This window comes from Companilactobacillus halodurans (genome assembly GCF_009600985.1).
Classification (GTDB): Bacteria; Bacillota; Bacilli; order Lactobacillales; family Lactobacillaceae; genus Companilactobacillus; species Companilactobacillus halodurans.
Genome location: NZ_VDFP01000001.1, coordinates 211,322 through 225,628 on the forward strand (window position 1 = coordinate 211,322; position 14,307 = coordinate 225,628).

The 14,307-nt window shown below is 37.2% G+C and carries 19 protein-coding genes; all 19 read right to left on the bottom strand.

Translation table 11 applies throughout. From position 1 onward, the window contains the following. Window positions 1–74 precede the first annotated feature (74 nt). The gene (locus FHL06_RS01005; RefSeq protein ID WP_153384385.1) at window positions 75–932 is read right to left on the bottom strand and encodes a helix-turn-helix transcriptional regulator; all 858 of its coding nucleotides are present in this window, start codon (window positions 930–932) and stop codon (window positions 75–77) included. A 103-nt stretch (window positions 933–1,035) separates the two neighbouring features. Beyond that, complete coding sequence (locus tag FHL06_RS01010; RefSeq protein WP_153384386.1) at window positions 1,036–1,329, bottom strand: glycine cleavage system H family protein; 294 nt, start codon at window positions 1,327–1,329, stop codon at window positions 1,036–1,038. 5 nt (window positions 1,330–1,334) lie between these two features. Then, entirely contained in the window at window positions 1,335–2,540 is a 1,206-nt protein-coding gene (locus FHL06_RS01015) for an FtsW/RodA/SpoVE family cell cycle protein (RefSeq protein ID WP_153384387.1), read from the bottom strand. A gap of 12 nt (window positions 2,541–2,552) precedes the next feature. Further along, window positions 2,553–2,774, bottom strand: a complete 222-nt coding sequence (locus FHL06_RS01020; RefSeq protein ID WP_153384388.1) for a DUF2969 family protein — start codon at window positions 2,772–2,774, stop codon at window positions 2,553–2,555. Window positions 2,775–2,784: 10 nt separating this feature from the next. Then, window positions 2,785–3,078, bottom strand: a complete 294-nt coding sequence (gene yidD / locus FHL06_RS01025) for a membrane protein insertion efficiency factor YidD (protein ID WP_153384389.1) — start codon at window positions 3,076–3,078, stop codon at window positions 2,785–2,787. A gap of 1 nt (window position 3,079) precedes the next feature. After that, the gene (locus tag FHL06_RS01030) at window positions 3,080–3,262 is read right to left on the bottom strand and encodes a DNA-directed RNA polymerase subunit beta (RefSeq protein WP_153384390.1); all 183 of its coding nucleotides are present in this window, start codon (window positions 3,260–3,262) and stop codon (window positions 3,080–3,082) included. A gap of 8 nt (window positions 3,263–3,270) precedes the next feature. Further along, window positions 3,271–4,260: a rod shape-determining protein gene (mreB, locus tag FHL06_RS01035; RefSeq protein ID WP_153384391.1), complete on the bottom strand. Its 990-nt coding sequence runs from the start codon at window positions 4,258–4,260 to the stop codon at window positions 3,271–3,273. 105 nt (window positions 4,261–4,365) lie between these two features. After that, window positions 4,366–5,688 (bottom strand): UDP-N-acetylglucosamine 1-carboxyvinyltransferase, encoded by a 1,323-nt coding sequence (gene murA / locus FHL06_RS01040; protein ID WP_337692508.1) that lies wholly within the window; start codon window positions 5,686–5,688, stop codon window positions 4,366–4,368. Between the two features lie 24 nt (window positions 5,689–5,712). Then, the gene (locus FHL06_RS01045; RefSeq protein WP_153384393.1) at window positions 5,713–5,946 is read right to left on the bottom strand and encodes a DUF1146 family protein; all 234 of its coding nucleotides are present in this window, start codon (window positions 5,944–5,946) and stop codon (window positions 5,713–5,715) included. Between the two features lie 126 nt (window positions 5,947–6,072). Further along, entirely contained in the window at window positions 6,073–6,498 is a 426-nt protein-coding gene (locus FHL06_RS01050) for a F0F1 ATP synthase subunit epsilon (RefSeq protein ID WP_153384394.1), read from the bottom strand. A gap of 17 nt (window positions 6,499–6,515) precedes the next feature. Continuing rightward, entirely contained in the window at window positions 6,516–7,967 is a 1,452-nt protein-coding gene (atpD, locus tag FHL06_RS01055) for a F0F1 ATP synthase subunit beta (protein ID WP_153384395.1), read from the bottom strand. A 21-nt stretch (window positions 7,968–7,988) separates the two neighbouring features. Further along, window positions 7,989–8,906, bottom strand: coding sequence for a F0F1 ATP synthase subunit gamma (locus FHL06_RS01060; RefSeq protein ID WP_153384396.1), 918 nt, complete (start codon window positions 8,904–8,906; stop codon window positions 7,989–7,991). 17 nt (window positions 8,907–8,923) lie between these two features. Then, the gene (gene atpA / locus FHL06_RS01065; protein ID WP_153384397.1) at window positions 8,924–10,459 is read right to left on the bottom strand and encodes a F0F1 ATP synthase subunit alpha; all 1,536 of its coding nucleotides are present in this window, start codon (window positions 10,457–10,459) and stop codon (window positions 8,924–8,926) included. Between the two features lie 19 nt (window positions 10,460–10,478). Further along, window positions 10,479–11,024: an ATP synthase F1 subunit delta gene (gene atpH / locus FHL06_RS01070; protein ID WP_153384398.1), complete on the bottom strand. Its 546-nt coding sequence runs from the start codon at window positions 11,022–11,024 to the stop codon at window positions 10,479–10,481. Beyond that, on the bottom strand, window positions 11,011–11,532 hold the full coding sequence (gene atpF / locus FHL06_RS01075; protein ID WP_420360956.1) for a F0F1 ATP synthase subunit B: 522 nt from the start codon (window positions 11,530–11,532) through the stop codon (window positions 11,011–11,013). Before atpF ends, atpH begins: the two co-directional genes overlap by 14 nt. 86 nt (window positions 11,533–11,618) lie before the next feature. After that, window positions 11,619–11,831, bottom strand: coding sequence for a F0F1 ATP synthase subunit C (atpE, locus tag FHL06_RS01080; protein WP_010020175.1), 213 nt, complete (start codon window positions 11,829–11,831; stop codon window positions 11,619–11,621). Window positions 11,832–11,854: 23 nt separating this feature from the next. After that, window positions 11,855–12,565, bottom strand: a complete 711-nt coding sequence (gene atpB / locus FHL06_RS01085; protein WP_153384399.1) for a F0F1 ATP synthase subunit A — start codon at window positions 12,563–12,565, stop codon at window positions 11,855–11,857. Between the two features lie 87 nt (window positions 12,566–12,652). After that, the gene (gene upp / locus FHL06_RS01090) at window positions 12,653–13,282 is read right to left on the bottom strand and encodes a uracil phosphoribosyltransferase (RefSeq protein ID WP_059074479.1); all 630 of its coding nucleotides are present in this window, start codon (window positions 13,280–13,282) and stop codon (window positions 12,653–12,655) included. A 12-nt stretch (window positions 13,283–13,294) separates the two neighbouring features. Further along, window positions 13,295–14,305: an L-threonylcarbamoyladenylate synthase gene (locus tag FHL06_RS01095; RefSeq protein ID WP_153384400.1), complete on the bottom strand. Its 1,011-nt coding sequence runs from the start codon at window positions 14,303–14,305 to the stop codon at window positions 13,295–13,297. Window positions 14,306–14,307 lie beyond the last annotated feature (2 nt).

Consider the following 14,307-nt stretch of genomic DNA (forward strand, 5'->3'; position numbering starts at 1 on the left):
AAAAAAGAGGTTCACCGATTTTTAAAATCGGTGAACCTCTTTTGCATTATTGGAATTTAATAAATTGTTTTTTATTAAAAGATGTTCAAGTGCATATCTTTTACTTTAGATTTTAACTTTTCGAAAACTTGTTTGTTTTCACTGATACTTGAGATTACATAAGCTTTAATATAATCTTCATCAGTTTTTTGACCTTCACGAGTGCCTGCTTCAGCTAAGTAGCAGTACATTTCGTCAAGTTTGAACAATGTTTGTTCTTTCCTAGCAATGATAATACCTTCATTAGCATATTCGATTGCTTTGTCGTTATCATCTAATTTCAATGACAAGTCAGCCATATTGGCATAAATCAAAATGCTATCGTGGTAATTCTCATCACCAATCTTGCCTAGACTAGATTTAATCAAGTCTTTAGCTTGATTATAATAAACTCTTGCTTCATCAACTGACTTTTTGTTGATATAAGCTTTTGCTGTAAAGACATCAATTAAAATGTCATACATATCAACATTAGCAATATTGACATTCATTGCACGATTAAAATCAAAAATTGCTTTGTCATAATTCTTGCTAGAAACATATTCAATCAAACCATTGAAGAAGTGAATCAACTTGATTTCTTGCTTATTATTGACATTGATGTTTTTAAGCTTACCCAGTTTGTCACTAATGTCATCGAAATCATCTTGATAGAATGACTTCTTAATATCGCTAATAATTGAATATATTTGACTATCGTCATTGACGATAACAAGGTTCATTGTGATACCCAGTCTTTCACAAATACGAACCAATATTTCCATGCTTGGAATCTTGTCTTTTTTTTCAATCAGGCTGACAGTTGCCTGTGTACATATGCCATCAGCTAACTCAGATTGAGAAATACCTCTGAGTTTTCTGTAATGGCGGATCTTTTCACCTAAGATTTTCATTCTAAACTATCCCCATTCATTTATTAATTCCAAGGATAATTTAAACAGTTATTAAAAAATGTTGCAAGAAATAAGTAGCGATAAAAAGATAAATTTTAAAAATTTAATTATTTACCTCAAAGAACCATGCATTTTTTTCACTACTATTTAATAACTCTGGATTATCATTTAATTTATCGTTAACTTTAACGATTTTCCCGCTAACTGGCGATTCTAGCTCAACTACAGCCTTTTGTGCTTCAATCTCGCCACTTGATTCACCTTTTTTAATTTCACTATCTAAATCAGGTAATTCAACATATTTGACATCGACTAAAGCCTCTTGAGCCTCTTTAGTCAAGCCTATACGTGTTGTCTTTTCACCTTTTTTTACCCAATAATAATTCTTATTACTCATATTATTTACCTGCCTTGTCCAAATGTACCGTTTTCAAACATATAGCTCTTGTGATGGAATCTCATTGACATTATCAATCCAATTCCAATCATGTTTCCTAACAACGCTGAACCACCTTGCGAGACAAAGGGCAACGGAATACCTGTCAGTGGCAATAATCCAACGCTCATACCGATATTTTCAAAAACATGGAACAAGATCATCATAATGACACCTGTTGATACATAAGCATAAAATTCATTCTTTGTATCAAAAGTCACTTGAACCATTTGATAAATTAATAAAAAGTACAACAAAATTAAAACACATGAACCGACAAAACCGAAATTCTCACCAATAACGGAAAAAATCATATCTGATTCACGAACTGGAACATACACATTCGAGACATTGAATCCTTTACCAAATAATTGTCCAGATCCAATAGCCTTCATATTTTGCCAAATCTGATAACCATTTTCAGAAGTATCAGCTGATGGATCGAGCCAACTATCGATTCGGGCAAATTGGTAAGATCTAAAACCGAAATTGCCTAAAATTTGTCGACCCCAATCAGTTGTCGCAAATAGTAAAGCTGTTCCACCTACAACTGCAACAATCAAGAAAGCTGGCAATAAAATCCGCCAATCAATTCCAGAAACTAGAATCATTCCACCCAAAATGGCGACGAAAACTAAGATTGTACCAAAGTCATTTTGCAACTTCAATAAAACCATGATTGGCAAAGTATAAAGCAACATCTTACCAATCAACAAAAAGTCGGTTCTAATCGTGTGTGAGCGATATTCGCTATTATGATTGGTAATTACTTTTCCCAGCATTAGAATAAACGCTGGCTTCATAACTTCAGATGGTTGGAATGTGAATGAACCGATGGCAAACCAACTCTTAGCACCAGTGTTTGCCGCATACGACCTACTATAAAAGATTAAGACTAAAAACAGCAACGCCAATCCCGCATAGTAAGCATAATTAGCCACTTGCCAAAGTTGCTCTGCATCAAACTGCATTATCACGGCGATGACTACAGCACCGATGACATACCAAACTATTTGGCTAGCTACATTTTTTAAAGGATTCTGCGAATCTTGAACTGTCGCAACGTAGATTGACATGATACCAATGAGCGCTAACATCATTACGGAAAAAATTATGCCGTAATCGATTCTTGAATCCACATCATTTTTTCTTCTATTTTCTCTTATTTGCATATTTACACCTGATTAATGATTATGTAAATTGTATTGCATTAGCAATTCATTGATTGCATCATCTAATTTAACTGACTTGAACGGAGTATCGTTGCTTTCAACAAATGATAAATAACGATCTCCGTCTTTTTTAATTGTACCAATGTATTTCTTACGATCCCAAAGTTCGTATGTTTCAGGATTATCACTGATATCTTTTAAACTTATTTCAACTGATTTTTTTCTACTAGACATTAAATCTTCCCTACTTTTTATTATGAAATTTTTTTGCGATAATTTCGTCCTCATATTTTTCCGGATGAGGATTTCTAAAAATAGTGAAATTATCTGGCACCGGATCAACTCCACCACGAACGAATGGATTGCACCTAAAAATTCGTGCTATTCCCATAATCGATCCTAAAATTCCACCGTGCTTTTTGACCGCATCTATAAAGTAAGTCGAACACGTTGGGTAATATCGACAACTGGGTGGCAATACTGGAGAGATAAAATTTTGATAGAATCTTACGATTCCAATTAATATTTTCTTTAGCATACTACCTTAGAAAATCGAACATATGCATCCAGGTTCCTGGCCATAGAACAGCCAGTGGATTCGAACCACCCAAAGCTGAACCTATCAGCATCCCTAAGACTAAGAAGATTAACATTAATAATAGTACCCAACCTATTTTTCTAAAAACATCATGACGATATTCTTTACCAAAGTCTTTTTTCATTTTTCATCCTAGTATTTCTTATGTTTTTCAATATTATCCAACAAAACACCAGTACCTAAAGCAACTGAATCTAATGGGCTATCTGTTAATAGAACTGGTACTTGAAGTTTTTCAGATAATAGCTTATCCAAGTTTCTCAATAATGCACCACCACCTGTAAGCATGATACCACGGTCAATAATATCACCAGATAGTTCTGGTGGTGTTTGCTCTAAAACGTTGCGAGCGGCGCTGACAATTTGCTCTACGCCATCTTCCAACGCACCTTGAATTTCAACTTCATTAGTAGTGATTTCTTTTGGCAAACCACTAACAATATCAATTCCGCTAGCTGAGAAAGTTTTGCTTTCGTCAGCATCCATTACGCAACCAATTTCAATCTTAATTTGCTCAGCAGTTCTTTCACCAATAATCAAACTGTGACGTTGCTTGATAAAACTTTGAATTGCAGTCGTCATCTTATCACCAGCAAAACGCAATGAACGGCTTGTGACGATATCTCCCATTGAAATAACAGCAATATCGCTAGTACCGCCACCAATATCGATTACCATATTTCCTTGTGGTTTAAAGATATCTAAACCAGCACCGACAGCGGCAACCTTAGGTTCAAGTTGTAAATAGACCTTGCCGCCACCAGCTTGTTCAGCAGCTTCAATAATCGATTTTTGTTCAACTGGCGTTACATTGGTTGGTGCACAAATCATAATAGTTGGTTTTGAAAAACGACCGCCAACATTTAATTTATCAATAAAGTATTGAAGCATTTTTTCAGTAATATCAAAATCTGCAATCACGCCATCTTTTAAGGGACGAATTGCTTTAATATTTGCTGGAGTCCTTCCAACCATCATGTAGGCATCTTTACCAACAGCCACTACATCATTATTCTTTGTATTAATTGCTACAACTGAAGGCTCGTTTAAAACGATACCTTCTCCTTTTACATCAATAAGTACATTTGCTGTACCCAAATCAATTCCTAGATATTTTGACATACCTTATCCTCCAAAATCTAAACACAAAAAGTATATCATAACCAGCCTAATCATTAAATTGCCAATAAAAAAAGAAAGTGGAATTTCCACTTCCTTAAGTCAGATTTAAGCCAATTTTGTAACACTTGGTATTGTATTTAATACTAATCTTTCTCGACCAGATTCATCAATTGAAACTCGTCTAATTTTAGCACCTAAATTTCTTAACTTTTCAGTGAAATTATAATATCCACGATCCAAATATTGAAGGTTTGAAACTCGAGTCTCTCCTTCAGCAACTAATCCTGCTAATACCAGTGCTGCAGCAGCACGTAAATCAGTAGCAGCAACATTAGCACCACTTAGTTGGGCTGGACCGAACATAATAACAGAATTACCTTCAATCTTATACTCGGCTTTCATCTTGCCGAATTCTGGGAAATGCATAAATCTGTTTTCAAAAACAGTTTCTGTCATAACAGTAGTTCCAACACTTAATAGTTGTGCGAGCGTCATTTGAGCTTGCATATCAGTTGGGAATCCAGGATGTGGCATCGTCTTAACATCAACAGGTTTTAAGCGACCATTTGAAACGACGTGAATGCCATCATCGCTTTCTTCAATAGAAACGCCCATTTCTCTTAATTTCGAAATTAAAGGACGGTTGTGAATTGCCACAGCATCCTTGATGAAAATATCTCCACCAGTAACAGCAGCGGCAATCATAAAGGTTCCAGCTTCTATTCTATCTTGCATAATTGAATGTTCACAACCATGTAAACTTGAAACACCTTCGATACGAACAGTATTCGTACCTGCTCCAGTGACATTTGCACCCATCTTGCTTAAAACGTTAGCAAGATCAACAATTCCTGGTTCTCTGGCGGCATTATCAATAACTGTTTCACCATCAGCTAAAGTTGCAGCCATCATAATATTTTGGGTTGCGCCAACGCTTGGGAAATCAAGATAAATGTTTGCACCATGCAAACCTTCCGTTGTAGCATCAATAAAGCCGCCATTTTGAGTAAAGTTTGCACCCATTGCTTCCAAGCCTTTGATATGCAAATCAATTGGTCTAGAACCGATTGCACAGCCACCAGGCATTGCTACATGTGCTGCCTTATTTCTGGCTAATAGAGGTCCTAAAACGACGATTGAAGCACGCATTTTATCGACTAACTCTTCAGGAGCAGTTGTCCCTACTCCTTTGCTTGTATCTACTGTTAATACTTCGTCAGATTCATCATAAGAAACTTTGGCATCCAAAGCCTTTAAAACTTTAGACATTGTTATTACATCCGATAACGGAGGGATATTAGTTAAAAGGGTCTTACCCTTTGATGCTAAAATAGTCGTTGCTAAGATAGGCAAAGCGGCATTTTTTGCACCTTCAATTCTGACAGTTCCTTTTAATTGCGTAGGTCCATTTACGATTATTTGTTGCACAATATTCTCCTCCAAAACCTGGAATCATTTAAAAAGCAAGGCTATATTTTGCGATAGACTAAAAATGCTCATAAAAAAAGAGCTTACTGTATAACCTAGAGCGATTGCAATAAACGCTACAAGTAATTGTAACATTTTAGGGTTGGTTTTGTTATATAACTTTTTCCAATCTACCACTTGCAAGACGTTAAAACTGATCCAAATAAAGATAATATGGCTCACAAGCGTAATTATGGCATTTACTCCAATGTTTGTCATTTTATAAACCTCACTTTTCTAAATACTAACATTTTTTTAAGATTTGACATCATTTAATGACAATACTTTAGATTTCTTTAAAACAAAAAAAGACCAAGCAAATGCTTGATCTTTTGATTTTACAATTTATTTGTGTGAACCTACGTTAATTCTATTTATAGCCTTACGTAGAGAAACTTGAGCACGGGCTAAATCATCAACATTGTGTTTTTGTTCAGCAACCTTGATTGTCTCTTCAGCCTTTTGCTTAGCATATTCAGCACGTCTTAAATCAATGTCTCTAGCTCTTTCGGCACTGTTAGCGACGATTGATACTAGATCATTGCTACACTCCAAGAACCCGCCATTTACCGCGATAGAATCTTCATGATGAGGTTTGTCGACACGACGGACACGAACTTCATCAATCACCAATGGGGCGATGATTGGAGCATGGTGAGCCATGACACCAATTTCACCATCAATGGTACTTAAAACAACGAGTTTTGCATGATGATCGTAAACAACACCATCAGGAGTAACAATATTGACCGTCATTATGTTTTCAGCCATATTATCTCCCCCTATCGTTAATTGGCGACTGCTTGTTCAGCATTATCGTCTTGACCATCAGCTGGCTTCCAGCCCATCTTTTTGGCTTTATCAATGACATCTTGAATTCCACCAACACCATTGAAGGCATCTTCAGGAATATCGTCATATTTACCATCTAAGATAGCACGGAAATCCTTAACTGTTTCTGAAACAGGAACATAAGAACCTGGAATACCAGTAAATTGTTGAGCAACACTGAAGTTTTGTGACAAGAAGAATTGAATTCTTCTGGCACGTGCAACGACAGTCTTTTCTTCGTCAGACAACTCATCCATACCTAAGATAGAAATGATATCTTGAAGTTCATGATATCTTTGAAGAACTTCTTGAACTTCAGTAGCAACATTATAGTGTTCTTGTCCGATAATATCAGGATCAAGAGCAGATGATGATGATGCCAATGGATCAACAGCTGGATAAATACCTTGTTGTGTCAACTTACGTTCCAGGTTAGTTGTAGCATCCAAGTGAGCGAAAGTTGTAGCAGGAGCAGGGTCAGTATAATCATCGGCAGGAACATAAACGGCTTGAATTGACGTGATAGAACCCTTCTTAGTAGAAGTGATTCTTTCTTGCAATTGACCCATTTCTGTAGCCAATGTTGGTTGATAACCAACGGCTGAAGGCATACGACCTAGCAAAGCTGAAACTTCAGAACCAGCTTGTGTAAATCTGAAGATGTTATCGATAAACAATAGAACATCTTGACCTTCAACATCACGGAAGTACTCAGCAATTGTCAAACCTGTTAAGGCAACACGCATACGAGCACCAGGTGATTCGTTCATTTGGCCATAAACCATGGCCGTCTTTTTAAGAACACCGGATTCCTTCATTTCATAATAAAGGTCATTACCTTCACGTGTTCTTTCACCAACACCAGTAAATACTGAGATACCACCATGCTCTTCAGCAATATTGTGGATTAACTCTTGAATCAAAACGGTTTTACCAACACCGGCACCACCGAACAAACCAACTTTACCACCACGAACGTAAGGTTCGAGTAAATCGATAACTTTGATACCTGTTTCAAGAATTTCTGTTGATGTATTTAATTGATCATAAGCAGGTGCTTCACGGTGAATACTCTTTCTTGGGAAGTCAGAAGGAAATTCCTTACCTCCATCCACTGGTTCACCTAAAACGTTAAACACACGACCTAAAGTTTCTTTACCAACTGGTACGGAAATTGGACCGCCTGAATTAACAACTTCAGCACCTCTTTGAAGTCCATCGGTAGAACTCATGGAAATAGCACGCAAGGCGCCATCACCTAATTCTAGGGCAACTTCAAGAGTGATAATTGATCCGTCGCTTTTCTTAATCTTTAAAGCATCATTAAGTTCTGGCAAGTCTCCATCCAAAGGAAACTCAACATCGACAACTGGACCGATTACCTGAATAACTTTACCTTTGCTACTCATTTAATTTGGCTCCTTTCTAAACTATTCAAGTGCAGCAGCACCACCGATAATTTCAGTGATCTCTGTAGTAATTTGAGCTTGACGGGCACGGTTATAATGCAATGACAAATCTGAAATAAGGTCGTTAGCATTATCAGTCGCACTCTTCATAGCTGTAACAGAAGCAGCATGCTCTGCTGTTTTTGCATCCATCATTGCTCCTAAAACCAAACACTCAATATATTGAGGTACAATTGCAGATAAAACTGCTTTAGGGTTAGGTTCTGTGATGTATTCAGTCGCAACCTGTTGTTCTTCTGCGGAAACATCGTCAGGTTCAGTCAAAGGCAACAATTTTTGATTAGAAAAATTAGAAACCAATGAGTTCACGTGATGGTTGTGACAAATATCAATTTCATCAAACAATTCTGCTTGATACATTTGAAGAATCGTCTTCATGATTGGTGTGATATCTTTAACTGTTGGAATATCTGGTAAACCAGTATATTCATAAGCAATATCATAGCCACGTGTCTTGAAGAATTCAGTACCAGTAGCACCAAGGGAAATAATCGTAAATTTACTTTGGTCACCATGATATTTCTTTTCAAAGAGATCCATCATAGCTTTCAAAATATTACTATTATATCCACCAACAAGTCCACGATCACTTGTGATAACAACATAAGCAGTCTTTTTAACTTCACGAACTTTAAGAAGACTGTTAAGACTTAGCGGATCAGTCGAATCATCAGCAATTGACAATTCCTTGAAAACATCAGCCGCTGTTAAATGTCTAACAATATCTTCAACCTTTTTTTCATACAATTGATAAGCAATAGATTTCTTTTCAATACGAGAGAGTTTAGCACCAGAGACCATTTGCATGGCTCTTGTAATTTGACCAGTTTTCTTAGTAGAAGAAATTCTTCTTTTAATATCCATAAGTGACTCAGCCATTATTTAAACCTCCTGTATTATTTATCTTGCTTACTGTCATCATCTGACTTAGATGCTAAAAAGTTTTCTGTAAATTCCTTTACATCAGCATTAAATTTATCTTCGTCAGGTAATTTACCTGTATCTTTGATTGTCTTTAGAAGGTCAGCATGGTTAGCATCGAAATATTCAGAAAGTGAAGCTTCATATTCTTTAATATCGTCAACTTTGACCTTATCTAAGAATCCTCTTGTCAAGGCAAACAAAATCAAAACTTGTTTTTCAACAGGAACTGGAGAGTGTACGGGTTGTTTTAGAACTTCCTCAGTACGACGACCACGATCTAGTTTTGCTTTTGTTGCTTCATCAAGATCAGAACCGAATTGAGCAAATGATTCCAATTCGTGATATGAAGAAAGATCTAGACGTAATGTACCAGCAACCTTCTTCATAGCCTTAATTTGGGCATCCCCACCAACACGAGAAACAGATGTACCAGCATCGATAGCTGGACGTGTACCTGAGTGGAACATATCACTACTCAAGAAAATCTGTCCATCAGTGATAGAAATAACGTTAGTTGGAATATAAGCAGACACATCACCGGCTTGTGTTTCAACAATAGGTAGAGCAGTCATTGAACCGCCACCCAATTTGTCGCTCAACTTAGCAGCACGTTCTAGCAAACGTGAGTGCAAGTAGAAAACATCACCGGGATATGCTTCACGCCCTGGTGGTCTACGAAGCAATAGCGAAATTTCACGATAGGCATTAGCTTGCTTGCTTAAATCATCATAGACAATCAAAACATGCTTGCCGTTATACATGAAATATTCACCCATTGCGGCACCAGCATATGGTGCGAAGTAAAGCATAGGTGCTGGTTGACTAGGACCAGCTTCAACAACGATTGTGTAATCCATTGCGCCGTGCTTTCTTAAGGTTTCAACTTGGGCTCTAATTGTTGATTCCTTTTGTCCAATTGCAACATAGATACAAATCATATCTTCATCTTTTTGATTAAGAATTGTATCAATAGCAATTGATGTTTTACCAGTTTTACGGTCACCAATGATCAACTCACGTTGACCACGACCAATAGGAACAAGTGAGTCAACTGATTTCAAACCTGTTTGTAAAGGTTCGAAAACTGACTTACGTTGCATAACACCAGGTGCAGGTGATTCAATAGGTCTTGTCTTATCTGTCTTAATTTCTCCCTGACCATCTACTGGTTGACCCAAAGAGTTTACGACACGTCCGATCATCTTGTCCCCAACAGGAACTTCCATAATACGACCTGTTCTTTTAACAGTATCGCCTTCACGAATTTTATCGTAACTACCTAAAATAATGATACCAACATCATCACTTTCAAGGTTTTGAGCCACACCAAAAGTACCGTCTTGGAATTCAAGCAATTCACTCGCCATGGCATTCTCAAGGCCATTAGCACGAGCGATACCATCACCGACGTATGTAACTGTACCTACTTCATCAACTGAGAGTTCATTTTTATAGTTCTTTAACTGTTCTTTGATCAGTGAACTAATCTCTTCAGTTTTGATGCTCATTCTTTTCACCTCGACTTAATTAATTAACCAATAGCGTCTTCTTAATATCATTAAATCTCTTAATAACACTGCCATCGATAACTTCGTCTCCTACACGGATTATAACGCCACCGATGATTTTTGAATCAACTATTTTCGTTAAATTTACTTTATTTACTGAAAATCTCTTTTTAATCACAGATTCAAGATTTTGAGCTTGAGCATCGCCTAAATCAATACTCGTAGTGACTGTAGCTTCTACAATGCCATTTTCTTCATCATACTTATTAATGAAAGCGTCTGCAATTTCGATGATACAATCCATACGATTATTGTTAAAAACTAAACCAAGAAAATCTTGCATTAAAGAACCAAATTGGCTCTTCAAAGTATCCAAAATTTTTAGCTTTTCAGTGCGAGAAATAGAACGTCCAGCAAGAGCAAAACTCAAACTGGGATTTTCTTCATAGACCTGCTTTAACGACTTTAAATCTTCAAGCATCTCTTCAATAGAATCCTGTTCTTGGGCCACTTCAAAAAGTGCCTTACTATAACGCTTTCCCACTTGAACTTTACTTAGACTCATTTACCGTCAACTCCTTAATATAAGAGTCGATTAGTGACTTTTGATCATCTGCGTTAAGTTCTTTAGAAATAACCTTCGAAGCAATTTCCAAAGATAGATTAGCTATGTCTTTTTGTGCACCAGCCATAGCATCTTCTTTAGCCTTAGCTGCATCTGATTTTGCTCTTTGTCTTACTTCTTCAGCTTCGCTATGAGCATCGGAGACGATAGACTTCTTTTGAGTCTCACCGCTCTCCTTAGCTTTATTTACAATTCCCACTGCTTCAGCACGTGAATTTTTAAGAGCATCTTCACGTTCTTTTGCCAACTTTTCAGCACGTGAGCGTTCCTGATCCGCATAATCAAGATCGCCAGTAATCTTTTCAGATCTGGCATCCATCATCTTTGTAACAGGGCCCCAAGCAAAATGCTTGACCAACAATGCCAAAATGATGAAAGAAACAAGAATGAAAAGCATGTCACCCAAAGCTACTTGATTAGCTCCGAGAACTAATAAACCTGCCAATATTCTTCACTCCTTCCTCTCAAATAAAATACATAAATATAAAAAGGCGATTTAATTATTTTATCGCCAAATTTTGGTTTCTATATGTATTAAACGAAAAGAATAACGAACGCAATAGCAATAGCGATGATAGGAACAGCTTCAATAAGACCAACACCAATGAACATTGTTCCTCTTAATTTGTCAGCTACTTCTGGTTGACGGGCCATTCCTTCAAGAGTCTTAGAAATAACAAGTCCGTTACCGATTGATGCTCCAAGAGCAGCGATACCAGCTGCAAGAGCTGCCGCAATATCTTTCATAATTAAAAATCCTCCAATAAAAGTTATTCTTGTTCCATTTTACGTGAAATATAAACCATTGATAAGGTGGTAAATACATACGCTTGGATGGCTCCAATAAATACAGAAAAGCCTTGCCATACCATAGCTAATGGTATTGCTGCTACAAAGGTAACAGCTCCAACACTTTTTGCAACAGTTCCAATAAGTGCAAGAAGTACTTCACCGGCAAATATATTACCGTAAAGACGCAATGATAATGTTAGGAAGTTTGTAAACTCTTCCAGAAGGTTAATTGGTAGTAAGAACTTTACCGGTCTCGCATAATTGGATAAATAGCCACCAAATCCAAATTTCTTCACAGCATAATAGTGTGAAAGCAGCAATGAAATTGTTGCAAGTCCCATTGTAATCAATGGATTGGTTGTTGGTGACTTAATATATGTGAATCCGCCGACCTTTAGCTGGAATATTAATCCCAATTGATTAGCTACAAAAACAAATAGGAATAATACAAATGCATAAAGATTAAAGCGTCTACCTGACCCATCTGGCATTGTCGACTTTACAATACCGTTAGTAAAATCAATCATCCATTCGAGTACATTCTGTGCTTTACCAGGTCTCATTGTGATTTTGCGAGATAATGCAAATACCAAAATGAAAACGAGGATTGCAGAGACAAGAACTGACAAGTCATTTGCAACATTGAATCTTAAGCCTAAGAAATCAATAAACTTATACTTATCATCCAATAATAACCCTCCTTTCTTCGCTTATTGAAAACAATTGATACCACAAAATAATAACACTAAATAAAATATAATAAAACAATGAAATCTTTATTTTGTCCCAAACAAACGATCACCTGCATCGCCTAGTCCTGGGAAGATATAGCCACTATCGGTAATCTTCTCATCAAGCGATGCTGCATAGATATCAACGTCTGGATGGGCATCTTGAACAGCTTTAACACCCTCTGGAGCTGCAACCAAAACAACCAAGCGCATGTGCTTTGCTCCACGTTTCTTCAAAGCATCGATAGCCATGTTAGCTGACCCACCAGTAGCAAGCATTGGGTCAACGATAAATAGTTCACGTTGATCGATATCGCTTGGAAGTTTCACAAAATATTCATGTGGTTTCAAAGTTTTTTCATCACGGTACATACCAATGTGACCGACTTTAGCAGCTGGAATCAATTCCAAGACACCATCAACCATACCAAGTCCAGCACGCAAGATTGGAATTACAGCTAATTTCTTACCTGCAAGGACCTTTTGTGTAGATTTACCCATTGGTGTTTCTACTTCAACATCCTTAAGTGGCAAGTCACGTGTGATTTCATAAACCATCAACTCACCAATTTCATTGGCAACTTCACGGAATACCTTTGTACCTGTGTGCTTGTTTCGGATAATTGTAAGTTTGTGTTGGATCAATGGATGGTTCAATACTGTAAATTTAGACATTATATGTCTCCCTTATTTTTTATAGTGTGCATTTCCAGCTGATTTGTTAAGCCGATTACTGTAGGCTGCTCCATGACCTGTGTCTGGGAAGCCCTGGGCCAAAATATATTGCACATGGTCCGAGTCTAATTGACGTAATCCGGCAAATAAATCTCTTGAAGCACTAATTACATCTTCACCAAGTGAAAATGTTTTAATCCCTGATGGTACTTCTTTTAAAATTTGTTCGGTTGCCATAACTCCTAATGGAACATTTTTAGCAACATACTCAGAAATAGCCTGTTTAAAATCATTGACATCGTCGACAATAATCACTTGTGCGCTAGGTGCGTAATGCTTATATTTCATTCCTGGTGCCTTTGGAACTTCACCAGCTGAAACTTTATGGTGATCACTATTGACATTATCAATAACTTTTAACAAGTCATCTGAGTCGACCATACCTGGTCTAAGAATAGTTGGTACATCAACGGATAAATCAATAACAGTTGATTCGACCCCAAGCTTTGTTGGACCATCGTCCAAAATAGCTGCAATTTTACCATGCAAATCATGATAAACATGCTTAGCTAACGTTGGACTTGGTTTACCAGAAGTATTAGCTGAAGGACCAACGATAGGTTTACCAAATGTCTTGATTAAATCCAGAGTTGCCTTATTATTGGGCATTCTAAAAGCAGCCGTCGTCAACCCCCCAGTGACCGCCTTAGAAAGTTTACCTGGCTGAATTGGCATGATAATCGTTAATGGACCGGGCCAAAAAGCCTTCATGAGCTTTTGTGCTAATGGCTTATAACTGTTATCAGCGTACTCCCAGACCATATCTGGACCAGATACATGCACGATTAAAGGATTGTCGCTAGGACGTCCTTTAGCAGCGTAGACATCTTTGACTACATCAGGTCTAGTGGCATCAGCTCCTAAGCCATAAACAGTCTCAGTTGGAAAAGCAACTAACTGTCCTTTGGCTAAGAAATCTGCAGCTTCTTTGATCTGTGTATTCTTAAGTATTTCAGTATCCAATA